General features: G+C 66.0%; 26 protein-coding genes. 11 read left to right on the top strand and 15 right to left on the bottom strand.

Going from position 1 to position 26,537, the window contains the following annotated elements:
* Positions 1-8 precede the first annotated feature (8 nt).
* Together QJR12_RS07395 and QJR12_RS07390 are read right to left on the bottom strand one after the other, a co-directional pair.
* Entirely contained in the window at positions 9-809 is an 801-nt protein-coding gene (locus QJR12_RS07395; RefSeq protein ID WP_300580242.1) for a crotonase/enoyl-CoA hydratase family protein, read from the bottom strand.
* Positions 806-1,963 (bottom strand): thiolase family protein, encoded by a 1,158-nt coding sequence (locus tag QJR12_RS07390; RefSeq protein ID WP_300580240.1) that lies wholly within the window; start codon positions 1,961-1,963, stop codon positions 806-808. Before QJR12_RS07390 ends, QJR12_RS07395 begins: the two co-directional genes overlap by 4 nt.
* Positions 1,964-2,177: 214 nt before the next feature.
* Here QJR12_RS07390 and metE point away from each other — a divergent pair, with 214 nt between their 5' ends.
* Positions 2,178-4,463: a 5-methyltetrahydropteroyltriglutamate--homocysteine S-methyltransferase gene (gene metE, locus QJR12_RS07385; RefSeq protein WP_300580239.1), complete on the top strand. Its 2,286-nt coding sequence runs from the start codon at positions 2,178-2,180 to the stop codon at positions 4,461-4,463.
* Positions 4,464-4,575: 112 nt separating this feature from the next.
* On the opposite strand, the gene QJR12_RS07380 is transcribed toward metE, so the two are convergent.
* Both QJR12_RS07380 and QJR12_RS07375 read right to left on the bottom strand, forming a co-directional pair.
* Positions 4,576-5,259: a cutinase family protein gene (locus tag QJR12_RS07380; RefSeq protein WP_300580237.1), complete on the bottom strand. Its 684-nt coding sequence runs from the start codon at positions 5,257-5,259 to the stop codon at positions 4,576-4,578.
* 264 nt (positions 5,260-5,523) lie between these two features.
* Positions 5,524-6,090 (bottom strand): isoprenylcysteine carboxylmethyltransferase family protein, encoded by a 567-nt coding sequence (locus tag QJR12_RS07375; RefSeq protein ID WP_300580235.1) that lies wholly within the window; start codon positions 6,088-6,090, stop codon positions 5,524-5,526.
* Positions 6,091-6,791: 701 nt separating this feature from the next.
* On the opposite strand from QJR12_RS07375, the gene QJR12_RS07370 reads away from it, so the two are divergent.
* A complete protein-coding gene (locus QJR12_RS07370) occupies positions 6,792-8,210 on the top strand; it encodes an adenylate/guanylate cyclase domain-containing protein (RefSeq protein WP_300580234.1) in 1,419 nt (472 codons plus the stop codon).
* On the opposite strand, the gene QJR12_RS07365 is transcribed toward QJR12_RS07370, so the two are convergent.
* Positions 8,194-8,703 carry a DoxX family protein gene (locus tag QJR12_RS07365; protein ID WP_300580232.1) on the bottom strand — a complete coding sequence of 170 codons (510 nt, stop codon included), beginning with the start codon at positions 8,701-8,703 and terminating at the stop codon, positions 8,194-8,196. The two genes, QJR12_RS07370 and QJR12_RS07365, sit on opposite strands and share 17 nt — an antisense overlap.
* A gap of 174 nt (positions 8,704-8,877) precedes the next feature.
* Here QJR12_RS07365 and QJR12_RS07360 point away from each other — a divergent pair, with 174 nt between their 5' ends.
* Complete coding sequence (locus tag QJR12_RS07360; protein ID WP_300580488.1) at positions 8,878-10,527, top strand: pyruvate, phosphate dikinase; 1,650 nt, start codon at positions 8,878-8,880, stop codon at positions 10,525-10,527.
* Entirely contained in the window at positions 10,520-11,125 is a 606-nt protein-coding gene (locus QJR12_RS07355) for a MarR family transcriptional regulator (protein WP_300580230.1), read from the top strand. The genes QJR12_RS07360 and QJR12_RS07355 overlap by 8 nt, the downstream gene beginning before the upstream one ends.
* Before the next feature lie 28 nt (positions 11,126-11,153).
* On the opposite strand, the gene QJR12_RS07350 is transcribed toward QJR12_RS07355, so the two are convergent.
* The 5 genes from QJR12_RS07350 to QJR12_RS07330 all read right to left on the bottom strand — a co-directional run bounded on the left by QJR12_RS07350 (position 11,154) and on the right by QJR12_RS07330 (position 16,021).
* Positions 11,154-12,473 (bottom strand): fatty acid desaturase, encoded by a 1,320-nt coding sequence (locus tag QJR12_RS07350; RefSeq protein ID WP_300580228.1) that lies wholly within the window; start codon positions 12,471-12,473, stop codon positions 11,154-11,156.
* Between the two features lie 530 nt (positions 12,474-13,003).
* Positions 13,004-13,549 carry a hypothetical protein gene (locus QJR12_RS07345; protein ID WP_300580226.1) on the bottom strand — a complete coding sequence of 182 codons (546 nt, stop codon included), beginning with the start codon at positions 13,547-13,549 and terminating at the stop codon, positions 13,004-13,006.
* On the bottom strand, positions 13,546-14,136 hold the full coding sequence (locus QJR12_RS07340; RefSeq protein ID WP_300580224.1) for a mammalian cell entry protein: 591 nt from the start codon (positions 14,134-14,136) through the stop codon (positions 13,546-13,548). The genes QJR12_RS07345 and QJR12_RS07340 overlap by 4 nt, the downstream gene beginning before the upstream one ends.
* A gap of 377 nt (positions 14,137-14,513) precedes the next feature.
* Complete coding sequence (gene gnd / locus QJR12_RS07335) at positions 14,514-15,542, bottom strand: phosphogluconate dehydrogenase (NAD(+)-dependent, decarboxylating) (RefSeq protein ID WP_300580223.1); 1,029 nt, start codon at positions 15,540-15,542, stop codon at positions 14,514-14,516.
* A gap of 119 nt (positions 15,543-15,661) precedes the next feature.
* Positions 15,662-16,021, bottom strand: a complete 360-nt coding sequence (locus tag QJR12_RS07330) for a hypothetical protein (protein WP_300580221.1) — start codon at positions 16,019-16,021, stop codon at positions 15,662-15,664.
* A gap of 258 nt (positions 16,022-16,279) precedes the next feature.
* Between QJR12_RS07330 and QJR12_RS07325 the strand changes: the two genes are divergently transcribed.
* Positions 16,280-17,425 carry a hypothetical protein gene (locus tag QJR12_RS07325; protein ID WP_300580219.1) on the top strand — a complete coding sequence of 382 codons (1,146 nt, stop codon included), beginning with the start codon at positions 16,280-16,282 and terminating at the stop codon, positions 17,423-17,425.
* A 43-nt stretch (positions 17,426-17,468) separates the two neighbouring features.
* Here QJR12_RS07325 and QJR12_RS07320 read toward each other — a convergent pair whose 3' ends face one another.
* Entirely contained in the window at positions 17,469-17,945 is a 477-nt protein-coding gene (locus tag QJR12_RS07320) for a universal stress protein (RefSeq protein ID WP_300580217.1), read from the bottom strand.
* A gap of 307 nt (positions 17,946-18,252) precedes the next feature.
* Between QJR12_RS07320 and QJR12_RS07315 the strand changes: the two genes are divergently transcribed.
* A complete protein-coding gene (locus QJR12_RS07315; RefSeq protein WP_300580215.1) occupies positions 18,253-18,720 on the top strand; it encodes a hypothetical protein in 468 nt (155 codons plus the stop codon).
* Between the two features lie 69 nt (positions 18,721-18,789).
* Here the strand turns inward: QJR12_RS07315 and QJR12_RS07310 are convergent, their stop codons facing one another.
* Positions 18,790-19,590 carry an HPF/RaiA family ribosome-associated protein gene (locus tag QJR12_RS07310; protein WP_300580213.1) on the bottom strand — a complete coding sequence of 267 codons (801 nt, stop codon included), beginning with the start codon at positions 19,588-19,590 and terminating at the stop codon, positions 18,790-18,792.
* A 210-nt stretch (positions 19,591-19,800) separates the two neighbouring features.
* On the opposite strand from QJR12_RS07310, the gene QJR12_RS07305 reads away from it, so the two are divergent.
* From QJR12_RS07305 to QJR12_RS07290, 4 genes are all read left to right on the top strand, one after another.
* Positions 19,801-20,235 carry a CBS domain-containing protein gene (locus tag QJR12_RS07305; protein WP_300580212.1) on the top strand — a complete coding sequence of 145 codons (435 nt, stop codon included), beginning with the start codon at positions 19,801-19,803 and terminating at the stop codon, positions 20,233-20,235.
* Positions 20,236-20,375: 140 nt separating this feature from the next.
* On the top strand, positions 20,376-21,101 hold the full coding sequence (locus QJR12_RS07300; RefSeq protein ID WP_300580210.1) for a GAF and ANTAR domain-containing protein: 726 nt from the start codon (positions 20,376-20,378) through the stop codon (positions 21,099-21,101).
* Positions 21,098-21,844: a GAF and ANTAR domain-containing protein gene (locus tag QJR12_RS07295; protein ID WP_300580208.1), complete on the top strand. Its 747-nt coding sequence runs from the start codon at positions 21,098-21,100 to the stop codon at positions 21,842-21,844. The genes QJR12_RS07300 and QJR12_RS07295 overlap by 4 nt, the downstream gene beginning before the upstream one ends.
* A 90-nt stretch (positions 21,845-21,934) precedes the next feature.
* Entirely contained in the window at positions 21,935-24,040 is a 2,106-nt protein-coding gene (locus tag QJR12_RS07290; protein ID WP_300580206.1) for an adenosylcobalamin-dependent ribonucleoside-diphosphate reductase, read from the top strand.
* Positions 24,041-24,129: 89 nt separating this feature from the next.
* Here the strand turns inward: QJR12_RS07290 and QJR12_RS07285 are convergent, their stop codons facing one another.
* The 3 genes from QJR12_RS07285 to QJR12_RS07275 form a co-directional block, all read right to left on the bottom strand.
* Positions 24,130-24,723, bottom strand: coding sequence for a MarR family winged helix-turn-helix transcriptional regulator (locus QJR12_RS07285; protein ID WP_300580204.1), 594 nt, complete (start codon positions 24,721-24,723; stop codon positions 24,130-24,132).
* A 35-nt stretch (positions 24,724-24,758) separates the two neighbouring features.
* Positions 24,759-25,346, bottom strand: coding sequence for a protoglobin domain-containing protein (locus QJR12_RS07280; protein ID WP_300580203.1), 588 nt, complete (start codon positions 25,344-25,346; stop codon positions 24,759-24,761).
* A gap of 92 nt (positions 25,347-25,438) precedes the next feature.
* Positions 25,439-25,639, bottom strand: coding sequence for a hypothetical protein (locus tag QJR12_RS07275; RefSeq protein ID WP_300580202.1), 201 nt, complete (start codon positions 25,637-25,639; stop codon positions 25,439-25,441).
* Between the two features lie 9 nt (positions 25,640-25,648).
* Between QJR12_RS07275 and QJR12_RS07270 the strand changes: the two genes are divergently transcribed.
* Entirely contained in the window at positions 25,649-26,299 is a 651-nt protein-coding gene (locus tag QJR12_RS07270; RefSeq protein ID WP_300580200.1) for a DedA family protein, read from the top strand.
* The last annotated feature ends 238 nt before the right edge of the window (positions 26,300-26,537 follow it).

Genomic DNA, 26,537 nt, shown 5'->3' with positions numbered 1-26,537 from the left:
CTCGGCTGTCAGCGCGCCTTCCAGACCGGTTGGCGTTTCTCCGCGAACGCCAGCGGCCCTTCCCTGGCGTCCTCGGATTTCAGCAACGCGGCGAATTCCCGGGCGGTGCGCGCCCAGTGCGGCTCCTCGTCGGGCACGACACCGTCATCCGCCCCGTAAGCGATCCGCTTGCTGGCCCGCACCGACAGCGGCGCATTGACGGTGATGCGGGCGGCCAGTGCCAGCGCGGCCGCCACTACCGTGCCGTCGGGCACAACCTGGTTGACCAGGCCCCACTTCAACGCCTCGGCGGCGCTGATCGGTTCACCGGTGAACAGCATTTCCAGTGCCACCCTGCGGGGCAACTGGTGCACGATCCGGAAAACCCCGCCGGCACCGGCGATGAGCCCGCGTTTGACCTCCGGCAGCCCGAACTGGGCACGCTCCTCGGCCACCACCAGGTCGCTGGCCAGGGCCACCTCGGTGCCGCCACCCAGTGCGGTGCCGTTGACCGCCGCAATGGTCGGCTTGTCGATGAAGTGGCGCACGTAACCGGCGAAGCCCCACTCGCCGTGGTCCGGGTGATAGAGATTCTCGCCGCGGGCGATTGCCTTGAGATCGGCTCCAGCGCAAAACGATTTGTCGCCCGCGCCGGTGATTACCAGGGCCCGCACGTCAGCGTCGTGCTGCGCCTCTTCCAGGGCGTTCCCCACCGCGGTGCTCACCGCTCCGTTCACGGCGTTACGCGCCTCGGGCCGGTTGATGGTGATGATCATGACGTTGTCCCGGCGCTCGACCAGCGCCGCAGGCTGGTTAGCCGCTGCGGTCATAGCAACTCCAGAATGGTCGCGTTGGCCTGTCCGCCCCCCTCGCACATGGTCTGCAGTCCGTAGTGAATCCCCTTGTCCCGCATGTGATACAGCAATGTGGTCATGATACGCGCGCCGGATCCGCCGAGGGGGTGGCCCAACGCGATCGCGCCGCCATTGGGGTTGAGCTTCTTCTCGTCGGCGCCGATGTCGGCCAGCCACGCCAGCGGAACAGGGGCGAATGCCTCATTGACCTCGAATACCCCGATATCCTCGAGCTTCAGACCGGAACGCTTGAGCGCCTTCTGGGTTGCCGGGATGGGAGCGGTCAGCATGATCAGCGGATCGGCGCCGGCCAGTGTGGCGGTATGCACCTTGGCGATCGGCTTGAGTCCCAACCACTTCGCTTTGTCCGCCGACATGAGCAGCAGCGCGGCAGCGCCGTCGGAAATCTGACTGGAATTGCCGGCGTGGATGACGCCGTCCGCTTTGAAAGCCGGTTTGAGCCCGGCCATCTTCTCGATCGTGGTGTCGCGGCGGATGCCTTCGTCCTTGAGCACCACCGGCCTTTCTGGGTCATCCGCCACCTTAATAGCGACGATCTGGTCATCGAAAGCGCCGGAGTCCTGAGCGGCAGCCGCTTTGTGGTGTGATCCCAGGGAGAACTCGTCGAGCATGGTGCGATCGAAACCCCAGCGCTCGGCTACCATCTCGGCACCGATGCCTTGGTTGGGGATGGCGCCGTGGTAGCGCTGCAGAAAAGCGTCCGGATACGGCCTGCCGCCGTTAGCCAGCGATGAACCCATTGGCACCCGCGACATCGACTCGACCCCACCGGCGACAACGACATCGTAATGACCGGCCACCACGCCTGCCGCGGCGAAGTGCACCGACTGCTGACTCGATCCGCACTGGCGATCAACCGTCACACCCGGCACGCTCTCCGGCCAGCCCGCAGCCAGCAGGGCGGTCCGGGCCACGTCGAGCGCCTGCTCACCGGCTTGCATGACACAGCCCCAGATCACGTCCTCGACGATCTCGGGGTCGATGCCCGCCCTCTCGACGAGGGCGTTGAGGACCTGCGCGGACAAATCAGCCGGATGCACACCGGAGAGCACACCGTTGCGCTTGCCGATCGGTGAACGCACCGCCTCGATGACGACGGCTTCGGCCATGATGGATATCTCCTTGGGTTCACGTGTCGTGCTTCGATTCTTGACCAATGCCGCCGGCGGGCCGCTGCTGGGTCAGAGGGTCGCCGGATGCTCCCTGCGGGCCCGGTCCGCGGTAACCTCGATTCTGTCGACATCCGCACCGCGACTGCAGCGGCTGCGGGTCCGCCGGCGGTGACCACCCCGTTGCAGATCACGCACACCGGAGGACGAACTCGTGACCGCTCAGCCGTTTACCGCCACCATCCCCGGCTCCCCGCGCATCGGTCCGCACCGCGAACTCAAACGCGCGACGGAGGGATACTGGGCGGGCCGGGTCAGCCGGGCGGAGCTGGCGGCCGTCGCCGCCACATTGCGCCGTGATACCTGGTCGGCCCTGGTGGCGGCCGGTTTGGACTCGGTGCCGGTGAACACCTTCTCCTACTACGACCACATGCTCGACACCGCGGTCATGCTCGGTGCATTGCCGGCACGGGCGGCGGTGATCAACGACGAGCTGGACCGGTACTTCGCGGTAGCGCGGGGAACCGATGACGTCGCGCCGCTGGAGATGACCAAGTGGTTCGACACCAACTACCACTACCTGGTCACCGAGATCGGCCCGGACACGCGGTTCGCGCTGAACCCGACGAAAGTGCTTGGCGAACTGAAAGAGGCGCTGGAGCAAGGGGTTCCCGCACGTCCGGTGGTCATCGGCCCGATCACCTTTCTGCTGCTCAGCAAGGCGGTGACGGGCGCGGGTGCCCCGATCGAGCGGCTGGACGAGCTGGTGCCGGTCTACGCCGAACTGCTGACGCTGCTCGCCGAGGCCGGTGCGGCCTGGGTGCAGCTCGACGAACCGGTCCTGGTGACCGACCTGCATCCCGACGCGCCCGCGCTAGCCGAGCGGGTCTACCAGGCGCTGGGCTCGGTGACGAGACGGCCGGGGATCCATGTCGCCACCTATTTCGGCGACCCCGGCGCTGCGCTGCCCGCGCTGGCCCGCACTCCCGTGGAAGCGATTGGGGTCGATCTGGTTGCGGGTGCCGGCACCGCGGTGGCCTCGGTGCCGGAGCTGGCGCACAAGACGCTGGTGGCCGGCATCGTCGACGGGCGCAACGTGTGGCGCACCGATCTTGAGTCGGCCCTGAGCCGGCTGGCTACGCTGCTCGGTTCGGTGGGCGCCCTGGCGGTCTCGACGTCGTGCTCGACGCTGCACGTGCCGTACTCGCTGGCCCTCGAGGCCTCCGGCGCGAGCGGTCTGGACGATAAGCTGCGCAGCTGGCTGGCCTTCGGCGCCGAAAAGGTGCACGAAGTGGTGACGCTGGCTCGCGCATTGCGCGACGGACGTGACGCGGTGGCCGACGAGATCGCGGCCTCTGCGGCCGCCGTGGCATCTCGCCGCTCGGATCCGCGGCTACACAATGAGCAGGTCCGGGCCCGGATCGACACGATCATGGCCTCCGGGGTAAAGCGCGGCGCCGCGGCGGACCGTCGGGCCAGCCAGGACGCGCGGCTGCACCTGCCTTTGCTGCCGACCACCACGATCGGTTCCTTCCCGCAAACCCCCACGATCCGCCGCACCCGGGCCGCATTGCGGGCGGGTGAGATCGACGAGGCCGAGTACGTGCGGCGGATGAAGGCGGAAATCGCCGCGGTGATCGCGCTGCAGGAACGCCTCGATCTGGACGTGCTGGTGCACGGCGAGCCGGAACGCAGCGATATGGTGCAGTACTTCGCCGAGCAGCTCGACGGTTTCGTCACCACCGAAAACGGCTGGGTGCAATCCTACGGCACCCGCTGCGTGCGCCCACCGATCCTTTACGGGGACGTCGCGCGACCGCATCCGATGACGGTCGACTGGATCAGCTACGCGCAGTCGCTCACCGACAAACCGGTCAAGGGTATCCTGACCGGGCCCGTCACCATCCTGGCCTGGTCGTTCGTCCGGGATGACCAGCCACTGGCCGACACCGCCTACCAGATCGCGTTGGCCATTCGCGACGAGACCGTGGATCTGCAGGCCGCGGGCATCGCAATCATTCAGGTCGATGAACCCGCGCTGCGGGAAAAACTGCCACTGCGCAACGCCGGTAAAAACGCCTACCTGCAGTGGGCGGTCGGGGCCTTCCGGTTGGCGACCTCCGGCGTCGCCGACTCGACGCAGATCCACACCCATCTGTGCTACTCGGAGTTCGGTGAGGTGATCGGCGCCATCGCCGAGCTGGACGCCGACGTCACCTCCCTCGAGGCCGCCCGCTCGCACATGGAGATCCTCGACGACCTAAACGCCGTCGGCTTCGCCAACAGCGTGGGGCCGGGTGTGTACGACGTGCACTCACCGCGGGTGCCGAGCACCGACGAGATCGTGACGCTGCTGCGTGCGGCGCTGAAAGCCATTCCGGCGCAACGGCTGTGGGTCAATCCCGACTGCGGGCTGAAAACCCGAACGATCGACGAGGCGACCGCGTCGTTGCAGAACATGGTGGCCGCGGCGAAAGAGGTTCGCGCGAGCGCAGGCTAGTGGACGCGGACTTCGTCGCACTATCGTTCAGCCGAAGCCGGCAGCCGGCTCAGCCGCATCCGGCCCGCTCGGCGGTCACGACATCGTCGCTAGCGGCGGCATGCCGATCGGGCTAGAGGTGACGCGCGGCGAAGTCCGCGCCTTGGCCCGCCATGCCGTTCACCGCATACATCACGTGCGCGATGGTGGGCTGCACATCGGGAGCGCCATTGCAGATGTTGTCATCGGGAGCGCACAACTCGATGGTTTTGGGGGCGTACAGCGGGCCGATTGTGACCGGCAGCGCACCATTTTCGCGCATCCACAGATCTGAGGGTTTTCCGAACAGGACCACCGCAGCGACGTGGTTGGCCACCTCCGGCGGCATCGGCTTGGGCAGGTACGAGACGTACTTTGCGGGCACTTCCTTCGGTAGGACTGGCGACGTGACGAAACCGGTCAGGGCGGCGCCCTGCGAATATCCACCCAGCACCTGCCTGGTGTCGGGGCAGTTCGCCGCCATGGATTCGACATGGGCGCCCTCGTCCCTGAGCCCGTCGACGAAGGTCTTGGCGAACGCAACGCGGTCAGCAAAATCGCTGCTGGCAGGCAATGCGGCCGCGTAGTTGACCGGATACACCCCGAGCGATCTCGAGCCGAGTTGCGGGCGCAGCGCGTCGATGAATGCCTGTCCGACCACGCCAACACCGGGTGGCTCGGTGGAGCCGCGGGCGAACACCACCTCGACGTCGGGGCACGGCTGGGCGGACGCGGATGGGACTGGTGCGCCCAGCAACGCCACGCAAGTGGTCGCCACCACGGACCTAAGGAAACGACCGCTTCGGCATGCGCTCCCTCTGCGCACCAGCCGGGGCGCCCAGGTATCTTCGATCACGTTGGTGACGTCCATGTGTGCACCCACCAGTTGCGGGCATCCCGATCCTTGCCTGCGCTCGATGCTAATCCGCGCACCACCCCGGGGGCCAGCCGGCGGCATCGTCGGCATCTCCCCCGGGTCAGTCACCCGTTTCGTCGTCGCGCCGGCGAAGCGGGCCGCGCCGGCCGGTAGCGCAGCGACCCCTCACACATACCTTCTGACCCGCTTGCAGTACTCCGCGTATTGCTGGCCGTAGTGCCTGCGCATAAATTCTTCCTCGCGCAACACCTGACGGTGGATAAGCCAGCTCGCGGCCACAAGATAGACCAGCGGAATCCAATTCGGAAACACTAAGAACTGGCCAATCAACACCAAGACAAAGCCGACATAGATCGGATTGCGGCTGACCGCGAATATACCGGTCGTCACCAGCTCGTCCGGGTTGTCGACGTCGATCCCGACACGGAAACTCTTGCCGAAAGAGACGAGACTGATCAGCACCACCAGCAGGCCGCCGAAGCACAGCGCGACGCCGATCCAGGCAACAAGATCGGATTCGATAAACTTCTGAGTGCTCACCAACGGCCAGTCGAAGGCGGCGGCGAAAATTGTATAAAAGTAGAACAGCATAAAGGGCGGAAGCAAAAAGTCGGTCTTGTCGATTTTGCCGAAATGCATCGCTTTTATTCCCGCTTTTCGCAGCAGGTAGACCCTCGTCAATACCATGCCAAGCAGGAGCACAATCGTCAGAGCGGCTAAATATCCTGCCATCGAAGATCCTCTCAAGCCCGTGGCATTGCGGTTGATTTGCCGGGTCCGGGGCTGGCCGAGCGTACCGCCGATGCCGATTACAGCCGACCCGGCCTGGGCAGCTGGCTCGCGTCGGCGAGTGACGCGTTAGCTCCTCGACCGCTTTCACCTTGTGGTGCACGACATCGGCGATCCACCCGGCTTTCGTTTTGCCGATGCGGCTTCTGGGTGTGAGTCGGCAGGTCTTCGCAGCCGAAATCTCCTGCTACGTCACACTGCTGCTCGGCGATGACGGGGTCGCGCCTTTTTGAATATCATGCGTGGCTTCAAGCTCACCGCCGACAAACAACGCCGCTACCTATCGGCGGTGCGCAACCCACCGTATCCGGTCCAGATCGTCTGGGGTGTGCGGGATTCCGCGTTGTCGTCGTGACGCTGCGGTATACAGGCCGAACTGGCCAGGCGTTAGTCACCCAATCCTGTTACCCGGCAAGCACTTCCTGCAGGAGGACTACCCAACGGAAATCGCCGAGGCAGTCCTGCAGCTAACCCAGCAGACGGGGCCTCGGGAGTCAGGCAGCCGGAGGAGTCGCCGGCGGGCCGTTGTCGGCGATCTGCGGATTCGTGTGCCGAACCGACCGCGGGTATCGACGTCCGGTCCTGCTGCAAGCCTTCATGTCGCCCCAAACACGGCTTGTGAATTGAGGTGCATACTGAGTGCAATGGTCGAGCAGCCCCAGACGCGCTACGCGAACGGCCCCGAGGGCAACATCGCCTATCAGGTCGTCGGCGACGGTGTGCTGGACTTGGTGATCGTTCCCGGCTGGATCTCGCACGTCGACATGATGTGGAGCGATCCGGGCTGGGCGACGTTCGTCGGGGAACTGGCCTCGTTCGCACGGGTGGTTCTGTACGACAAGCGCGGTACCGGTTTATCCGACCCCGTCGAAGGAGTGCCTACCCTGGAAAACCGCGCCGACGACTTACGTTCGGTAATGGACGCCGCCGGCTGCGAGCGGGTGGCGTTGCTCGGGTTTTCCGAAGGTGGGCCGATCAGCATGCTGTTCGCCGCGACCTATCCGCAGCGAGTCCGCGCGCTAGTCCTGCTCGGGACGTTCGCCAGTGGGGTGCTCGACTACGACGGTTCACCGGGCCGGGCGAAATGGATCGAGCTCATGACTCGGGTCCGGGCGACCATTGACCACTGGGGTGAGGGACAGACCATCGATTGGGCGGCGCCAAGCCTGCGTGACCGCCCGGTCTCCCGAAGGGCCGTCGGTGCGCTGGAACGGGCCGGCATGAGCCCCAAGATGGCCCGGCTGACCTTTGAAGCGATCCTCACCCAAGTCGATGTGCGCGACATCCTCGGCAGCGTCCATGTTCCAACACTTGTTCTGCACCGCAAAAACGACGCAATCCCAGTGGAATTCGCGCGCGAACTCGCCGCGAACATCCCCTCGGCGCAGCTCGTCGAACTCAACGGCGTCGATCATTGGCCATCGGCCGGCGACATCATATCCATCACCGGCGAGGTTGAGGAGTTCCTTACCGGCCAGCGCCACGAGCACGTTCCCGACCGAGTTCTGGCCACGGTGCTCTTCACCGACATCGTCGACTCCACACGCCGCGCCGCAGAACTCGGCGATGCAAGCTGGCGTGAACTCCTCGAGCGCCACGACGAGACCACCTGCACCGAGATCGCCCGGTTTAGCGGCCACGTCGTCAAACACACCGGCGACGGGGTCCTGGCCACCTTCGACGGGCCCACCCGCGCGCTCCGCTGCGCCACTACCCTCGCCGAGCGCATGCCCGAATTGGGTGTCAACATTCGATGCGGTCTGCACACCGGCGAGTGCGAGATCCGCGGTGATGACATCGGGGGAATCGCCGTGCACATCGGGGCCCGCATCGCTGCTCTGGCCCAGGCCGGAGAAATCCTCGTGTCGGGCACCGTCAAGGACCTTGTGACCGGCTCCGGGATTGCGTTCCAGGAGCGTGGCACGCACGTGCTCAAGGGCGTACCGGGAGAGTGGCGGCTTTTCGCCACGGTAGGCCAAAACACTCTCACGGAGCGGCCGTCACCGATGATGCGGTCAGCGGCAGCGGACCGGCTCGACTCACCGACTACCCGGTCTGGGTGACCGACGGCCGGTAGAAGATCAGCAACTGGCCGACGGCACCGGCCAGACCCAGAAACACCGAGAGCAGCAGGCCCGCCCAGCCGTCGAGCCAATTGTGTCCGAAGATCAGCCAATCGAGGCTGAGCCGGCCGGCGCCCAGCGTCGCGACCGCAACAGCGCTGCCGGCCAGCACCATGACGTACTCCCAGCCCTCATTGAAGATGAAGAAGCCGTGGGGCCGGTGCACGGTCCAGGCGGCGACCAGCATCAGGGAGACGAAGCCGGCCGCCGGTATCGGTGTGAGCAGGCCGGCGGCCAGCCCCAGCCCGGCGCTGATCTCGGTGGTCGCGGCGACGGTGGCGTGGAACGTTCCGGGTTTCATTCCGATGCTCTCGAACCAGCGTGCCGTGCCGGCCAGCCGGCCACCGCCGAAAAATTTGTTGTAGCCGTGCGCGGCGAGAGTCAGGCCCAGCACCAGGCGCAGCATCAGCAACCCGACATCATAGGCGCTCATGGCTTCCAACCTAGATCAGCGCGAGCGCCCGTGCCGGTCTGGTTCATCGAGGCGTCGTCGTGGGCTGCCGGTGCCTCCGGCCACACGCCCTAGACTCGTGCCATGCCCGATACCGGTGCCGCCGAAAGCACGTCGAGCGCGCATTCAGCGACGTCCGTCAAGCCGGCGACCACGGTGCTGCTGCTCGACGGCACCGCGGGCCGGTCCCGTGCGATCCTGGGCACCAAGGGCCGCGGTGTGGACGTGATGCGCCGCTGCGGTTTGCCGGTGCCGCCCGCGTTCTGCATCACCACCGCGGCCGGTGCGCGCTATCTCGCCGAGCCCGAGGCGACGATGACTGCGATCTGGGACGACGTACGTGCGGGGATAGGTTGGTTGGAGGCGGAAACATCCCGGACTTTCGGGCGCGGGCCGCATCCGCTGCTGGTGAGCGTGCGTTCGGGCGCGGCCCACTCGATGCCCGGGATGATGGACACGGTGCTGAATCTGGGGATGACCGATGCCGCTCAGCACGCCCTGGCCGGGCTAGCCGGCGGCTCATTCGCCCGCGACACTCGCCGGCGGTTCATCCGGGGATATCGCCGGGTGGTGATCGGGGCGAGCGGATCGGCCGGCAATTTCAGTGCAGCATCACCGCCCCCGGATCCGTTCGAACAACTACGGGAGGCGATTCGGGCGGTGTTCGCCTCCTGGAATTCACCGCGGGCGATCGCCTACCGCGCGCATCACGGCCTCGATGACCGCGGTGGCACCGCGGTCGTGGTGCAGGCGATGGTGTTCGGCAACCGCGGCTCCCGTTCCGGATCCGGGGTGGTGTTTTCCCGCAATCCGATAACCGGGACCAACGAACCCTTCGGGGACTGGCTGCCCGGCGGGCAGGGTGACGATGTGGTGTCTGGTGCCGTCGACGTGCAACCGATCAGCGCCCTGGGCGATCAACAACCGGCGGTTTACCACGAGCTGATGGCCGCCGCCCGCAGCCTGGAGCGGCTGGAGTCCGATGTGCAGCAAATTGAGTTCACCGTGGAGGACGGCAAGCTCTGGCTGCTGCAGACACGGGCGGCCGAGCGGTCGGCACAGGCCGCCGTGCGGTTGGCCCTGGCGCTGCGGCGGGAAGAGCTCATCGACGACACCGCCACCCTGTGCCGAGTGACTCCCGCCCATGTCGAAGCCCTGTTACTGCCGTCGCTACAACCGGAAACACGGATGGCCGCACCACTTTTGGCCAAAGGCCTGCCGGCCTGCCCGGGTGTGGCGTCGGGGAGAGCGTGCGTCAGCGTCGACGACGCGCTGGCCGCGTCCGATCGGGGTGAGCCGGTCATCCTGGTACACCATCACACCCGTCCCGAAGACCTTCCCGCCATGCTGGCCGCGCGTGGCGTTGTCACCGAGGTCGGCGGAGCCTCCAGCCATGCGGCGGTGGTCAGCCGTGAGCTCGGCCGGGTTGCCGTGGTCGGTTGCGGCCACGGGGTGGCTGCAATGCTGGCGGGTAAGCAGATCACCGTCGACGGCACCGCGGGCGAAGTCCGTGCCGGCGAGCTGAAGCTGTCGGCCTGGTCGGAAACCGATACACCCGAGTTGCGCGAGTTAGCCGACATCGCGCTGCGGATCAGCCCGCTGCGGGCGCACACCCGCGGGCGCTATCCGAAGCTCAACGACGGTTCCGAGACCGCGGTGCGCGCCGCCCTGGCCGCCGGGCACACCGACGTACGGTCGGCCACCCCGCTGATCACCATGCTGGCCGCGCTGCGACTGGCCGGCCGCTGCGGCCCCGCGACACCGGAATCCCGCTCATTGCCACAGTATTCGCGACCCGATGAGTGAATTGGCCGTGTTGCAGGCCCTCCGGCTGAAGGGTCGGGTGACGCTGACAGATCTGGCCGCGACCTTGGGTGAAAATCCCGCGAGCATCGCCCAGGCCGTCGACGCGCTGAGCGCATCGGGCCTGCTACTCAAGGGCGATACGTTACGGCTCAGCGACCACGGCCGTGCCAGGCTGAGCGAGATGCTCGCCGAGGAGCGCAGCGCAGCTGACGCGGCTGCGCTGGCGGCGGCCTACAGCCAATTCCGTCCGATCAACGCCGATTTCAAGGCTCTGGTGAAAGACTGGCAGCTCAAAGAGGGTAAGCCCAACACCCACGACGACATTGGCTATGACGCGGCGATACTGGCCCGCCTCGACGACGTGCACCAGCGCGTGCTGCCGATCATCGCGGCGGCCGCGGCGCAGTTGCCGCGGCTAGGGGGCTACACGGCGAAGCTGACACGCGCCCTGGACCACGTCAAGGCCGGACGGACGGCCTGGTTGGCCCACCCCATGATCGACTCCTATCACACCGTGTGGTTCGAGCTGCATGAGGAGCTCATCCTCGCCGTGGGCCTGACCCGCGAGGGCGAGGCGAGCGCCGGCCACGCACAGTAGGCCACGACGTGGCGCGCGGGCGTTGAGGTCAGCCGCCGATACGCCGGCTTCCGCCGCCCGATTGGCGACACGCGCGGACGCCGTCGCGGCTTGTGTCATCACCGGCCCGCGGGATGGCGGCCCGCTGGCGGACTGCCGCGATCGCCGTCCGGAGCCCGCGGTGGCGCCCCGTTGCGGGGTCGGTTCCCGCGAAATCAGGATCTAATCGGGCGAACATGCGCTCACTACGGGTCTCCGGGGCGTCGTCGGCGGTGTCCCGCAAATAGCGGTTCGGCAGCGACAGTTTGGCGATGGTGCGCCATGCCTTGCCGTACTGCAGTAGGAAAGAGCCCGTAGTGTATGGGAGATCGTACTTCTCGCACACCTTCCTGACCCGCACCGCGATCTCATGTAGTCGGTTGCTGGGCAGATCGGGGTAAAGGTGGTGTTCGATCTGGTAGCACAGGTTGCCGCTCAGGAACCGCATCACCGGCCCGGCGTGGAAGTTGGCACTGCCCAGCATCTGCCGCAGATACCAGTGGCCCCGGGTTTCGCCGATCATGTCGGTTTTCGTGAATTTCTCTGCACCATCAGGAAAATGCCCACAAAAAATGACCGCGTTGGCCCAGACGTTGCGGATTACGTTGGCCGCGATGGTGGCTTTCAGCGTCGATTTGTAGGTCGCCGCAGGCGACAGCGAGGTCAGCGCTGGGAACGCCAGGTAATCCTTGACCACCTGCCGTGCGGCCTTGGCGGTAAACTCACGCACCTGCCGCAGGGTGGTTTCACGGTCCGAGCCACCCTTGAGGATCTTGCTGAAGTCGATGGTCTGCAAGCCAATTCCCCACTCGAACCCGAGCGCAAGGATGGCATTGAACAACAGGTTTCCGACGTTGTAGCGCTTCCAGGGCTGGTCACGGGTGACCCGCAGCGTGCTGTATCCCACGTCATCGTCCATGCCGAGGATGTTGGTGTACTTGTGGTGCCGAAAGTTGTGACTGTAACGCCAGTGCTGTGATGTCCCACTTATGTCCCACTCCCATGTCGCGGAGTGAATCTCCGGGTCGTTCATCCAGTCCCACTGGCCGTGCATGACATTGTGGCCGATCTCCATGTTCTCGATGATCTTGGCCAGACCAAGCGTCAGCGTCCCGGCCCAGCGGGCCGTACGATTCGCGCTACCCGCCAGCAGGAGCCGACCCGCTAACTCGAGGGCACGCTGTGCGGCAATGGTGCGGTGGATGTAGCGCGCGTCTCGCTCGCCGCGAGAATCCTCGATGTCCAGCCGGATCGCGTCCAGCGCGACGGCCAGATCCTCGATGTCGGCGTCGGCCAGGTGAGCAAAGGCCGCAATGTCAGTAATCGCCATCGTTGCCTCCGTTCGCCGGCGTGCAATATTTCGTGCGCCCACAATTTCGCGTCGAGCGGGCAAACACGGCCATCATTAATCGGGGTGGCGGCCTACTCGGGCCCGCCGTTTTGGCGCAAAAATTGCGACACAATCTCGCCTCCTGAACACCGTTGAGCCTCCGGGGGCCTCGAACTCCAGGCCGTTGACTCTCCTCGGTCCCGGCGGAAATCCATTGAATCCCGGGATAATTCATGCCCGGTAAACAAATGTCCTTTTGCGACGTCGTCAGGCCTGAGAGATTGGAAGTCCGTCTGACTGTTGAACCATTGACGGTTCCCGGTGTCGTACTAACTCTTAGCTCCTTCGTATGGATGTAATTGAAATACATCCAAACTTGACTCTAGCACAAGATCGCTCCACGACTGATTGCCGCCCTGCGGCAGCCGACCACCCGAGGAAGCAAGGATCGATCGCGTGCGGAGCCGGACTGGCTCGTGTCATAGTGGTTCATAGTGGTTGGTCTCGTTACGGCTCCTCACGCTGCGACCTTAAAGCTGATCGAACCCGGAGATCAGCCAGCGCCCGCCGACCTTGTCAAGCGTCACCCGGACGCTGGAAGCGGTGCCCGCTGGCGGGGAGGTCCCCACAACGACGGTCTGATCGACGAACACCAGGACCACCGCGTGGTTCCCGGACACCGATACCGACGCCGCCCCGGGAACCCGGGCGACCGCGGAGATCTGCCTTTCTTTGGTGTTGGGAATCAGCACGTCGCGAGTCACCTGTGTGTAGGTTTCACGAAAGTCACCGGTCAACCGATGACGCACGGCCTGGACATCCTGCTCGATGGTGTCGGGCCGGAAAGATAGTAACGCAATGGTGATTTCCTTTGCGGCCGTCACCGATTCAATGCGGTCGATGTCGACATCGCGGATCGAGGAATCCTGCCACCTCAAGAAGCCCGTCGCCACCGCGAGCAGCAGCGCCGCCGCGGGAAGCACGCCGCAACCCAGCACCCGCGACCAGGAGGCGCGCCGGGCGGACCCGGCGGGTCTCGCCGCCGCGTCGGGCTCACCGAGCCGCGGCCCGGTCACTGCACGAAGACGACGTTGGACACCTTCGCCCCGTCGCCGGTCTTCTGCACCGTGATCCGCAGCCGCCAGTCCTGCGGCTGCTCCTCCCCCGGCTCCGGGCTCAATGCCTTCACCCGCACCGCCACCAATACTCGGGCGTGGCCACCCGTTTCGGGCTCAAGTCCGGCCTCGGTCACCGTGCCCACCGACTTCGACCGCGCTTGCCGGACGGTGTCCACGTAGGCCTTCGACTGGCGGGAGAAAGTGTCATAAAACCTGCCGGTCGCCAAGTCGAGAATGCGCTGCACATCGGTGTCGGCATGTTCGTAGTCCACGGTGCTGAGGTTCACCGCACATTGGCGCGCCACCTGCAGGAATAGGTTGCGCTCAGCCTCGGCGGCCCGGGCCTGGTACCCGCGGACGCCGAGCCAGGCGGCCAACCCCGCCAACACTGTCACCGCTATCAGCCCGGCGGCCAGCATCCACCGCTCGGCGGGGAGCGGTTGCCCGCCGCGGGCCGCGGTGATCGGGTCGCCCTCAGGACCGTCGGGGGACGGTGCCGTCGACCCGCTGGTGTTCGGGTCACGGGTGCCAGCGTCATCTGCCATGTCTGCTCCTGTTCGACGGCGCCCGGCCGGTGCGTACCCACGCCCTACGGTGCAACGCTACGTGCCGAGCGCCCGTCATCGGTAGCGTTAGACGGTATGGGGGCCAGGGCTTCCACTCACATGTGAACGTGGGTTGCCTGCAGGAAACGGGTGCTGACCGGTAGAGCCACACGGTGCGGGAGGCACCGTGAAGGTTCAGCGTTGGCGCTGGTCGCTGGCCCGCCAACCCAGAGGGTCTTCGGCCAACGGATGCCAACGAACTCTTGCCATCCTCATATCAGGGGTGTGGCGTGCCGGCGCATCATCAGACATCGGTCGACGGCCGCGCAACCCTCACCTCCCGGAAACCGTTAACGCCACAAAGGTGTTCGGCGACGTCAGTCAGCGGGTTTCTCATCGTGGCCGCCGAACTGTTTACGCATCGCCGAAAGCGCCTTGTCGGCGAATTCGTCGAGACGCCGCGAGGCGAAACGGGAATACAGCGCCGAGGTGAGCACCGGCGCAGGCACACCCTCGTCGATGGCCGCGATCGCGGTCCAGCGGCCCTCGCCGGAGTCGGAGACCCGTCCCGTGAAGTCGGCGAGCTCAGGCGATTGGCGCAGCGCGATTGCCGTCAAATCCAGAAGCCAGGAAGCGATCACGCTGCCGCGCCGCCACAGCTCGGCTACTTCGGGGATGTCGAAGGTGTATCGGTAGAACTCGCGATCGGTCAGCGGTGCGGTCTCTGCGTCGCCCCCGCCCTTGTTGACGCGCATGCCGATGTCGGCATTACGCAGGATATTTAAGCCCTCGGCAAGCGAAGCCATCATCCCGTACTCGATACCGTTGTGCACCATCTTGACAAAATGCCCGGCCCCGTTGGGCCCACAATGCAGGTAGCCCTTCTCCGATTGCGCGACCTCGCCGTCTCGGCCCGGCGTTCGCGGTGCGGCAGCAACCCCGGGTGCAACCGCGGCGAAGATCGGCTCGGCATGTGCAAACGCGTCCGCGTCCCCACCGATCATCAGGCAGTAGCCGCGCTCCCGGCCCCAAACCCCACCGCTGGTGCCGCAGTCAAGGAGGCGAATCCCCCTTTCGGAAAGGATCTTTGCGTGCCGGATGTCGTCGCGATAGTAGGAGTTGCCACCGTCGATGACGATGTCCCCGGGTGCCAATGTTTCGGCCAGCTCTTTGATCACCCCGGTCGTGATTTCCCCCGCAGGCACCATCACCCAGACGACCCTCGGGGCGCTGAGCTTTTCGGCCAGCTCCTGGAGCGATGACACCGCGGTGGTGTGGTCTTCACCCGCCATCGCCTCAACGGCGGCCGGGTTGTGGTCATAGACCACGCATTCATGACCGCCTTTGACCAGACGACGGACGATGTTTGCGCCCATCCGTCCCAAACCGACCATTGCTAGCTGCATTTTCCACCGTTCTCCTTACCTCTCGGCGCGTGCCCTTGGGCGGCCCCGCTCAACCCTAGGCAAGGTCGGTGGGCACGACAACCGATTTGCCGCGAAAGTGCGATCCCCGACGCTTCTACTCAGGAAATACGTCGGCAGTTGCACTTTCGCGGCCAGTGCGTGGCGCTCACGCACTCGACGGTCAAATCGCGCTCCAGCAACGCCCACTTTTTGATGGTCTCCCACCTGTTCAGCCCGGCGTTAAGCCTGCCGACATGTTCCGCAACCAACTCGCGCACCGGCGCGGCCCTGACCAGCTCCTCGTAGGACGTGGCGGTCACACCCCGGGCCGCGGTGTCTCGCCACGTCATCGAGACCCACCGCGCGTCGTCGGGGTAGCGAAACGCTTCCTTGTCCGGCGTGGCCGCGACCCGGCTACGGAAAAGCGCCGCCAAGTTCGAGGCGTGGGCAGCTTCGGTGGCGGAGTAAGCGAAGGTCACCGGGCACTCCGTTAGCTCCCGAGACGATGCGCACACTTCCCATTGTGTTCTTCGCCGGTCGCGGCCAGGCGCGGAATCGCGAGAAAGTTGGCCCCGACGAATGTGCCGCCCGGCCGATGGCCCGCCAGGGACTTCCGCCCGCCCGGCAAGGGGCCTTTCGGCTCCTGAGTTATCGGCCTATATGTGGATAGGGTTTGACCATCCACCCAACCGGGTGCGCGGCGACCACACGACATAAGAGAGGGCAAAGAGGGCGAGATGCAAACGGCACGCTTCCGGCCCCTGGCACGTGCGCACGGGCCTTTCGCATCGGTATTTTTCGATGACTCACACGACTCCCTGGATGCCGTCGAGCGGCGCGAAGCCGAGTGGCGCGACATCCGCATGCGCCTCGAGGAGCAGGGAGCGAACGTGAAAGTCGTTGGCAGGCTGGAAAATGCTGTCTTACACCACCGACCGCCGGTTGGCCGGCGCGGCCGCGCGCTGATCGCGGCCGACGATCAGGTGCTCGTCGACGAATACCTGCTCATCCCGCCGCCGGCCACGGTGGTGCGGGTATCGGATTACCCCTACATCGTGCCGTTGATCGATCAAGAGATGCGCTGGCCAACGTACCTATTCGCCTCGGTGGACCACACCGGTGCCGATGTCACGCTCCACCACGACGAGACCACCAGGACCGAGACCGTCGACGGCGGCGGCTATCCGGTGCATAAACCGGTCACCGCAGGGTGGACCGGCTACGGCGACTATCAGCACACGACCGAGGAAGCCCGCCGTATGAACATCCGCGCGGTCGCCGACCATCTCACGCGACTGGTCGACGAAGCCGACCCCGAAGTGGTGTTCGTGTGCGGGGAGATACGGTCGCGCACGGATCTGCTTTCAGAACTGCCCGAGCGCGTTGCCGCGCGAGTAGCGCAGTTGCCTCACGGGGCGCGCGACGGACGTACCACCGAGGATGAGGTCCGGGACCTGATCCAGGCGGAGTTCACCCGGCGGCGGCGAGCTGCGGCCGCCGATGTTGCGAAGCGATTCCAAGCCGAACTAGGACGCCGGTCGGGGCTGGCGGCCGAAGGGTTGGCGCCGGTGTGCGCGGCCCTGCGCAGCGGCGACGTCGACACCCTGATCGTCGGCGATCTCGGCGATGCCACCGTGGTCACCGGCAACGCGCGCACCACGGTCGCCACCGATCCCGACACGCTGTCCGAACTCGGGGAACCGGTGCAACGGGTGGCGCGGGCCGACGAGGCCTTGCCGTTCGCCGCTATCGCCGTCGACGCCTCGTTAGTCAGGGCCGACCGCCGGATAGCACCAGCCGACGGAATCGGGGCATTGCTGCGATATGCTGCGGCTGACGGGCTTACCGGCCCGCGACGAGCGGTTACCGAGGACCGGCCCTAGCTCCAGACCCCGGACGCCGACAGCGCCTTCTCGGCAGTCGGGATTATTGCCGGCGCGCCACGATCCCGGAGTCCGCGCGGCGTGCGTGATGAACCAACCCGGTGCTCACCGAGCCGAGCAGGGTGCGGTGTAACGCGCTCTTGCCGCGGCACCCGACCACTATCAGTTGAGCTTCCTTGGAAAGGTCCACGAGTGCGGGAACGGGCGGTGAATACACCAATTCGGTGTCGGTCTGGGGGGTCACCGCCTGATCCACGCTGTCCTCGACAACCCTGGCCGCATCGGCGATTGTCTTGCGGGCCTCGTCCTCTTGTCGTGGCCACAGCTCGGCGGGAATGGGTGCCGCGGGCTGCCACCCTGATCTGGACGAACTCACCGCCGTCGCGGCAAGGGCGTGAACGAGGGTGAGGGGAACGTGGCGCATCACCGCCTCGCGTGCGGCCCAACGTACGGCGTTGCGTGCAGACGCGGATCCGTCGACACCGACCACAACTCCCGGATGCGTACTGCGACCGGACATTTCGCTACTCTTCCTCCCGGCATCGGATGCGGCGAGCATTATGCCGATCAGGGTAGATGACCGGGCATGCCCGGGTCAGAGGCATTGATCCCCGACGGGGTGGTCCTACGGCCCTTTCGGCCAGACGAGGTATCCGTCCGTGTGAGCGTTGTCCGACGAACGCGTGGGACACCGCGGTCCCGGCCGCGGCATGCCGAGCTGACCACCGTCCCGCATGATGGGACTTCGGTCCCTATCGCGGCGCTTCGGCCAATGGTCCGATACCGGTAAGGATCTTGAACGGCAAGAGCCCAAGGGAGGTAAGGCCATGAGCCCTTCGCAACAGTCGCAGACCACGACGCGGATGTTCGCCCGTGTACTCGGCCCCTTCCTCATCATCGTCGATGTCATGGCTGTGGTGCGTACCGGGGACATGCGCTCGGTGGTGGCGGAGTTCGCGGCGAGTTCGCTGTGGTCCTGGGTGGCAGGTGCCTTTGTACTGCTGTTCGGGCTCGTCATCATCGCGTTGCACCAATATTGGCGAGGTACCGCTGCGATCATCGTGTCCCTGCTCGGCTGGCTCGTCGGACTGCGGGGGCTACTCCTGCTCGCCTTTCCAAAGACCTTTGTTTCGGTAGCCAACAGCATGCTTGACGCGAAGGCCTGGTGGGTGACGATCTGCATCGCTTTGGCCCTGGTAGGTGTGTACCTGACCTACGTCGGTTGGGCACCCGCCCCAGGCCGGCCGACGTCAGAGGCGGCAGGCTCGCCGCCGGGTCTGCCCCGCGCAGCGTAACGACGCAGAGCCCGGTAACCCGACACGATTACGCGTCGACACAATTACGTGTTGTGCGCGCCTGCCGCATCACCCGGCAGGGCTGATAAGCCCGTAGTGCCCGTCGTAGCGGTGATACAGGACGCCGGCGCGACCTTCCGCCGCATCGATGAAGAACAAGAACGGCAGCCCCAGCAAGGACAGCCGCTCGACGGCCTCCTGCACCGTGATCCGCGGGGGTGGCTGCGAGCTGACGGTTACCGGCAACTCGTGCGGCGCCAGCTCTTGCGGCGACGGCTTTACCTGCGCGAGACGGTACCCGGTTGACCCCGCCCGGTACAGCACGCTGGCCTGCCGCGTGCCCTTCTCGGTGAACAAGTGAAAGTCGTAGTCCAGCAGCTCCATCTCCTCGGCGGCCTCATCGACCGAGAGGGTGCCCAGGGTGAACGACTTGTGCCGGATGATCTGGCGTTGCTCCGGCGGCCTGGGAAAATAGCTCGGCCGGTGCGCGGGCTCGGCCTGGTGGCGCCACTCATGCGGTTGTCCGGACGGCATCTTGCCCCGACGGGCCTCCCAGTGTTCGGCCACGTGTTCCAGCTGATGGCGCAGCCGCGCCTCGAGTCGGTCGATCGCCTCGCGCGTGGTCGCGCCCTCCACCTGGGCGCGCACCAGCCTGCCGTTGACGTCGAGGTTCGCCTGGGCGATCACCCTGCGGGGCACCGCCGGATCGGCGTGCCGACCCAGTTTGACATGAGCGTGAAGTACGGGTTGATGCGTAAAGCGGCCCAGCGCACCGATTTTTCGCCGTGCATAGTCCACCCCGTCGGACAGCTGTCCGTGGGTTGTCACCTCGACGTCGAGAACTGCCGGTGAATCAGGTTTGTGTCGCACACCTTCGTTGTTACGCCGTCGCGAGTGCCCGTCGTAGGGCCGAAGGTCACCGCGAGCATGGTCGACGGTCGACCAACCCACCCGCGCTGTCACGCGCTGTCAAAGGTCTGTGGGCGGGAGGGCCTAACGGCCCTAGGAAGCGCACCGACCCCGTAATACCGTGAGACCGCAACCGAAACACCCCCTCGGGTCAGCGATGAGGAGAACGCCATGACCACCGCCCGCGACATCATGCATGCCGGAGCCGCCTGCATCGGTGAGCACGAAACTCTGGGCGCCGCAGCTCGACAGATGCGTGAGCTGGGCGTAGGCGCTTTACCGATCTGCGGTGACGACGATCGGCTGCACGGAATGATCACCGACCGCGATATCGTCATCAAGTGTCTGGCCGAGGGCCACGATCCCCAGCTGATGACCGTTGGCGAGCTCGCCCAGGGAACCCCCTATTACGTCGATGTCGACGCCAGCGTTGAAGAACTGCTCACCGTTATGGAAGAGCACCAGGTTCGCAGGTTGCCGGTGATCGAAAACCACCGTCTGGTGGGTATTGTCAGCGAAGCCGACATCGCGCGGCATCTTCCTGAGCACGCTATCGTCGAGTTTGTCAAGGCGATTTCCGCCCAGCCGGCGATTCCCGGCCGGTAATCCGTGTACGGTTGTGTCTCCACCGCGGGGTGGCGCGTGCCGAATGGCTATTCTTAGCGTCACCTTGAAAGGACTGGGGCGGGTTATCGCGGACAGCGGGGTGGGTAGTGATAGATGGTGACCGTGCCTCGCGGGTCTGGATGACGATCGTGCTGCGCGCCCGCCGCGAGGCGGCGCCGGTATCACCGGGGCATGCGTGCCACGCATGTGTGGACGCGGTCGCCGTCAGCGGCGCGGGTCTGGTGCTCACCACTGACATGAGAACCTTAGAACCCGTGTACACCACTGACGGGCGTGCCGCCGAGGTGGAGGAGCTGCAGGCGACGGTGGGCCAGGGCCCGGCGATCGACGCGCTGGACTCGGGCATGCCGATCATCGGTGATGATTTAGCCTCTCCGACGAGCATCCGGCGATGGCCGACGTTTGCCCCCGAGATGACCCGGATCGGCGTGCGCGCCCTGTATAGCCTTCCGCTCGCGCTGGGTGCCATCCGGGTGGGGGTGCTCGATCTCTACCATGACACCCCACGCGAACTCACCCACGACCAACTCCTGGACGCTTTGATCTATGCCGACACCGCGCTGCTGCTGGTGCTGGATTCCCGCAGCGGCATCGCCACCCCGATGGATGCCGGCACCGCAACCACGGACGGGCCGACGCTATGGCACGCCGAGGTTCACCAGGCCGCCGGGATGGTGTCAGAACAACTCGGCATATCGGTGCTCGACGCGCTGGTGCGACTGCGCGCCCACGCCTACGGTCACGGTCAGCAGCTCACCGCTGTCGCCCGCTCCGTGGTGGAACGACGGCTGCGATTCCACCCCGATGACCCCGCGACCGGCCACGATCGGAAAGGATACCCATGACGGGCGCGCAGCCAACTGTCGCAACAACATTCGTCGAACTCGTCGACACCCTTGTCGCCGACTTCGACCTGATCGACTTTCTGCACCTGGTGACCGTGCGCAGTCAGCGGGCCCTTGGGGTGGAGGCGGTCGCGCTACTGCTGGCCGACAATCACGGTGGCCTCAACCTCATCGCGGCGTCCAACGAGCGGGCCCGGATGCTTGAGCTGCTTCAGGCACAGACCGCCGAGGGTCCGTGCCTGGACTGCTATCGCAGCGGTCACCCCGTGAGCTGCCCCGATCTGTCGATCGACTCCGGTCGGTGGCCGCGGTTTGGTCCCTTCGCCCTCGATGCCGGCTGCGCCGGGGCGTATGCGTTTCCGATGAGGCTGCGCGATAAGGTCATTGGGGCCATGAACCTGTTCACCGCGACACCCGGTGGTCTCAACGACGAACTTCTTGCCGTCGCCCAGGCCTTATCCGACGTGGCCGCTATCGGGCTGCTGCACGAACGCGCCATGCGCCAGCGCGAGCTGCTCACCGAACAACTCCAGACCGCGCTGCATAACAGGCTGGCCGTCGAACAAGCAAAAGGGATCCTGGCCCAACGCGCCGGCGTCACCGTCAGCGAGGCGTTTGACCTGCTGCGCACCCACGCCCATACCCGCAACCAGAAACTGACCGATCTGGCCGATGCCATCGTGCGCCGCGACCCCGCCATCGCCGACCTGGTTGCCGGCCCGGACGCCGGCCCGGCCGATTAGCTGCCGCCTGCCCGGGCGACCAAACTCGGCCCATCGAAGTGCGAGGCTGAAAGTGCGAAGCTGAAAGGTGCAAGGCTGAAGGGACGACCGGTGAAAACCGCGCAGCACACGGCGGCGTGGCCGACCAAGGTTCGGCGCCGGGACGGGCGCGTGGTGGCGTTTGATCTCTCGCGCATCGAGGCCGCGGTGACGCGCGCCGCGCGCGAAGCGGGACGCGCCGATCCCGGGTTGGCGCCCACCGTGGCCAAAGCCGTCGCCGACACCCTGGCCCGCCGGCCGCAGGGACCGCCGATCACCGTCGAGGACATCCAGGATCTGGTCGAGCAGCAGCTCAACTCGGCCGGGTACGGCGATGTCGCGCGCGCCTACATCATCTACCGGCAACGGCGCGCGGAACTGCGGGCCACCAAGGCGCTACTGGAGGTGCGCGACGAGCTCAAGCTGAGCCTCGCCGCGGTGACCGTGCTGCGGGAACGCTATCTGCGGCGGGACGAAAACGGCAAGCCGGTGGAGTCGACCGGTGAAATGATGGACCGCGCAGCGTTTTTCGTTGCCTCAGCCGAGGATGGCTACCGGCGGGGATCCTCGGCGCGGTGGGCGGAGCGCTTCTCGGCGCTGCTGCGCAGCCTGGATTTTCTCCCGAATTCACCAACCCTGATGAACGCCGGCACGCCATTGGGTCTGCTGTCGGCCTGCGTCGTACTGCCCGTAGCGGACTCACTGCGGTCGATCTTCGCGACCCTGGGGCAGGCGGCGGAAATACATCAGGCTGGCGGGGGCACCGGGTACAGCTTTTCGCATCTGCGTCCCGCGGGGGACCCGGTGGCCGGCACCGGCGGCAGGGCCAGCGGGCCACTGTCGTTCCTGCGGCTCTTCGACGCCGCCGCAACCGTGGTCCGCATGGGCGGCCGGCGCCGCAGCGCGTCGATGGCCGTGCTGGACGTGACCCACCCCGACATCTACGACTTCGTCACCGCCAAGGCCGACGCGCCCGAAGCCCTGACGCAGTTCAACCTGTCCGTCGGCGTCACCGACGCCTTCATGCGTGCCGTCGAACGCCACGACACCCACCCGCTGGTCAATCCCCGCACCGGCAGGACCGTCGGCCGGGTGAACGCCGCCGACCTGTTCACCGCGATCTGTGAGGCCGCCCACGCCTGCGGCGATCCCGGTCTGTTGTTCCTGGACACCATCAACCGGGCCAACCCGGTGCCCAACCTTGGCCGCATCGAAGCGACCAACCCGTGCGGGGAGGTTCCGCTCCTGCCCTACGAGTCCTGCAATCTCGGTTCGATCAACTTGGCGCGGATGACCACCGCCGGCAGGATTGACTGGGACCGCCTCGCCGAGGTCGCGGCGCTGGCGACGCGGTTTCTCGACGACGTGATCGACGTCAGCAGGTATCCCTTCCCCCAACTCGCCGAGGCCAGCAAAGCCACCCGCAAGGTCGGTCTCGGGGTGATGGGTTTGGCGGAGCTTCTGGCGAGCCTCGGCATCCCCTACGACAGCCCGCAAGCGGTGCGGCTGGCGGGCCGGATCGCGCGCCACATTCAGCAGGCTGCCCGCGCCACGTCCGCGGAGTTGGCCCGGTCCCGGGGATGCTTTCCGGCCTTCGCCGACAGCAAGCTGGCGCCGACCAGCCCGCGTCGCAACGCACAGCTCACCGCGGTGGCCCCGACCGGAACCATCTCGCTGATCGCCGGCACCACCTCGGGGATCGAGCCGATGTTTGCCGTCGCCTATGTCCGCGCCGTGCTTGGCAGCCACCTGCTGGAGGTCAACTCCTACTTCGAGCGCTTGGCACGCGACCAGGGCTTCTACAGCGATGAGCTCATCACCGAGATCGCCCGCACCGGCACGATCCGCGCCAACCCCCACATTCCCGAGAAGGTTCGCGCCTGCTTCCCCACGGCCCTGGAAGTCACCCCCGAATGGCATTTGCGCATGCAGGCGGCGGTGCAACGCCATGTAGACGCTGCCGTCTCCAAGACCATCAACCTTCCGGCCACCGCAACCCCCGACGATGTCCGGGCCATCTACCTCGGCGCGTGGAAAGCGAAGGTCAAAGGCATCACCGTGTACCGCTACGGCAGCCGTGAAGACCAGGTTCTCACGTTGGCGGCACCCGACTTTGCGCCGCCGCGCGTGGATGCCGCGTTCAGCGGGGGTTGCGCCGCCGGCAGCTGCGAATTTTAAGCCTATTTCAGGCTTTTAGGCTTTTAGGCTTAGGCCGGACGACGGCGCCGGGACGCGATCCCGCCCGGCACTACCGTGGACCGGAAAACTCAACCCGTCGCGCGGGTTTCATGATCAGGGCAGTGGACGCGCAATTCGGTTTCGCCCAAAGGCGTATCCAGCAGGGCGCAGTGATGTCGTCGGCGGGAATCGAGGTGCACATCAGGGCGAAAAAATCGGCAGGTCACGCACATTCGCGCGACGGTGATCACACCCCTGCGCTGCAGCGCGGCGATCAACTCCATCGCCAATCGCAGGGTGTGCTCCTTGTCGGCGGCCGAGAGTTCCGCCAGCGCGCCACGGGTGCGGTCGGCCCAGCCGGCGACCGCCGCGACACACGAGCGGCCCTCGGCGGTGAGCGCCACCGGGGATCTGCGGGTAGCGGTTTCCCGGGTCACAAATCCCTTGCGCTGCAACACCACCACGGCGTCGGAGACCGTCGGATGGGTGACATCGAGCTCGTCGGCCAACGTGCCGACGCGCCGGCGCTCCGGCGCGTCGGCACCGAGCCGCAGCAGCACTTGCAGCTGTGTGGGCGACAGGCCGTGGTGTTTGGCCGTGTCCCACAGCTGCACACGAAGCGCCTGGCCGATACGCTCGAGCGCCGCCAGCAGTTTGTCATCCACAGCGTCCGAATCGGGCATCGGGGCATCGTCATCGTCGGCGGGCGGGCGGGTGATCACCACGCGTCGGCGGCATAGGGCTGCGACCACAAGCACACGTGCAGCACGACGGCCTTGAACCAGGCGGCGTGCATGCCGTCGACGGTGGCCGCGTCGTGGCCCTTGCCGGCCAGGAACGGCCGCATGGTGGCGGTGATGGGAAACACGAACGCCACCAGGTAGCGCAGCGGGATGTGGTCGACCGAGTCGACGTGGTCGGTCTGATTCTTTTTCATCCGGGTGTGCCGCAACCCGATCTCATGCTGGTAGTTGCGCCAATCCCCGTCATAGGGCCGCGTGCACACGTCACGCACCCACTGCGCGAATCGCGCCCGCACCCGCTGCAGGTAGTCCTCGATCGGCCGGCCATCGCGGCCGGTGAAGTAGTGCAGCAGATGGCTGTGTGAGCCGACGAATCCATACCACGCCTCGATCACGTCGTCGACCTGATCGGCGAGGACTTCCCCGGCCATCCGCAGGTAGTTTTCGTCGGCCTCGCTCCAGAGCAGCGTCGCCTTCAAAAGGTCAACGTCCTGTGCGGTGACCGGTGACGGCGTCACGTCCGGCTGGCCGTAGGTGTATCCGGGGATGGTGTGTGCCGGCATCTTCACTCCTTACTCGTAGGACCCGGTCCAGTCGATTATCGTAGGAGTCCTACGATAGGTCCCAAGTCCGACCTGAATGGCGTTTTCGCCGATCATGTTGGCGCAGAACGAGTTCCGTCGACATTACCGATCTGGGCGAGAGCGGCCGCCACGGTGAGCTGCGGTGCCCGCCCGGCGCCCATCGGATGCTGCGGTGCCCGCCCGCCGCCCACGGTGAGCTGCGGTGCCCGCCCGGCGCCCATCGGATACCACCGGAGGGCGGCGCGCGGCCCGCGCGCCCGGGGATCAGGCATGCTTGACCCATGAACGTGGACTCCCTGCTGCAGTCGATCCCCCCGCTGACGGTGTATCTGCTGGTCGGCGTCGTGGTCGGGATCGAAAGCCTGGGTGTTCCGCTTCCGGGCGAGATCGTCCTTGTCAGCGCGGCGCTGCTGTCCTCCAATCACGAACTGGCCGTCCACCCGGTTGCCGTTGGCGCTGCCGGGGTGCTCGGAGCGGCGCTCGGTGACTCGATCGGCTACGGGGTAGGTCGCCGGCTCGGGATGCCGCTATTCGACTGGCTCGCCCGACGATTTCCGAAGCACTTCGGTCCCGGACACGTCGTGTTTGCCGAACGACTGTTCGATCGCTGGGGCGTGCGGGCGGTGTTCTTCGGGCGTTTCATCGCGTTGCTGCGAATATTCGCCGGACCGCTCGCCGGTGCCCTGAAAATGCGCTACCCGCGATTTTTGGCGGCTAATGTCTCGGGTGCCATCTGCTGGGCCGGCGGCACCACCGCCCTCGTCTACTACGCCGGGGTTGCCGCCGAGCGCTGGCTGGAGCGTTTCTCATGGATCGCGCTCATCGTCGCCGTCATCTTTGGTCTCGGCGCCGCTGCTTTGCTGCGGGAACGCACGTCACGCGTCATCGCCGACCTCGAAGCCGAGTACGCTCGCAAACCCGATTGGCCATAACCCGGATCCTGCCAGGCGCATCGCGCCGCACCGCGGGCCCGCATTCCGCCCGTGTGGCTTACCGAATTCTTAAGGCTTTCGGATAGACAGTTCGAGAGTCTTGTTATACAAATGATATATGCGAAGGTGATGTTCTGTCTTCCATCCACGGACAGGTGTCAATCTGTCATCAATGGGTTAGGACAGGCCTTCATCCTGTTTGCAGACGCTTAGGACACTTAGGACGGGCATCCATCGC

It is taken from the genome of Mycobacterium sp., assembly GCF_029961025.1.
GTDB lineage: Bacteria > Actinomycetota > Actinomycetes > Mycobacteriales > Mycobacteriaceae > Mycobacterium.
This window is presented reverse-complemented; position numbering and strand designations above follow the sequence as displayed.

Coding starts and splice junctions, on each gene's coding strand:
- QJR12_RS07390 (WP_300580240.1), bottom strand. CDS start 1,963: ATGGCCGAAGCCGTCGTCATCGAGGCGGTGCGTTCACCGATCGGCAAG.
- QJR12_RS07285 (WP_300580204.1), bottom strand. CDS start 24,723: ATGCCCGATTCGGACGCTGTGGATGACAAACTGCTGGCGGCGCTCGAG.
- QJR12_RS07340 (WP_300580224.1), bottom strand. CDS start 14,136: ATGGCAGATGACGCTGGCACCCGTGACCCGAACACCAGCGGGTCGACG.
- QJR12_RS07365 (WP_300580232.1), bottom strand. CDS start 8,703: ATGAGCGCCTATGATGTCGGGTTGCTGATGCTGCGCCTGGTGCTGGGC.
- QJR12_RS07300 (WP_300580210.1), top strand. CDS start 20,376: ATGACGATCGTGCTGCGCGCCCGCCGCGAGGCGGCGCCGGTATCACCG.
- QJR12_RS07375 (WP_300580235.1), bottom strand. CDS start 6,090: ATGGCAGGATATTTAGCCGCTCTGACGATTGTGCTCCTGCTTGGCATG.
- QJR12_RS07350 (WP_300580228.1), bottom strand. CDS start 12,473: ATGGCGATTACTGACATTGCGGCCTTTGCTCACCTGGCCGACGCCGAC.
- QJR12_RS07280 (WP_300580203.1), bottom strand. CDS start 25,346: ATGCCGGCACACACCATCCCCGGATACACCTACGGCCAGCCGGACGTG.
- gnd (WP_300580223.1), bottom strand. CDS start 15,542: ATGCAGCTAGCAATGGTCGGTTTGGGACGGATGGGCGCAAACATCGTC.
- QJR12_RS07270 (WP_300580200.1), top strand. CDS start 25,649: ATGAACGTGGACTCCCTGCTGCAGTCGATCCCCCCGCTGACGGTGTAT.
- QJR12_RS07295 (WP_300580208.1), top strand. CDS start 21,098: ATGACGGGCGCGCAGCCAACTGTCGCAACAACATTCGTCGAACTCGTC.
- QJR12_RS07370 (WP_300580234.1), top strand. CDS start 6,792: ATGGTCGAGCAGCCCCAGACGCGCTACGCGAACGGCCCCGAGGGCAAC.
- QJR12_RS07305 (WP_300580212.1), top strand. CDS start 19,801: ATGACCACCGCCCGCGACATCATGCATGCCGGAGCCGCCTGCATCGGT.
- QJR12_RS07315 (WP_300580215.1), top strand. CDS start 18,253: ATGAGCCCTTCGCAACAGTCGCAGACCACGACGCGGATGTTCGCCCGT.
- QJR12_RS07325 (WP_300580219.1), top strand. CDS start 16,280: ATGCAAACGGCACGCTTCCGGCCCCTGGCACGTGCGCACGGGCCTTTC.
- QJR12_RS07395 (WP_300580242.1), bottom strand. CDS start 809: ATGACCGCAGCGGCTAACCAGCCTGCGGCGCTGGTCGAGCGCCGGGAC.
- QJR12_RS07275 (WP_300580202.1), bottom strand. CDS start 25,639: ATGCCTGATCCCCGGGCGCGCGGGCCGCGCGCCGCCCTCCGGTGGTAT.
- QJR12_RS07320 (WP_300580217.1), bottom strand. CDS start 17,945: ATGTCCGGTCGCAGTACGCATCCGGGAGTTGTGGTCGGTGTCGACGGA.
- QJR12_RS07355 (WP_300580230.1), top strand. CDS start 10,520: ATGAGTGAATTGGCCGTGTTGCAGGCCCTCCGGCTGAAGGGTCGGGTG.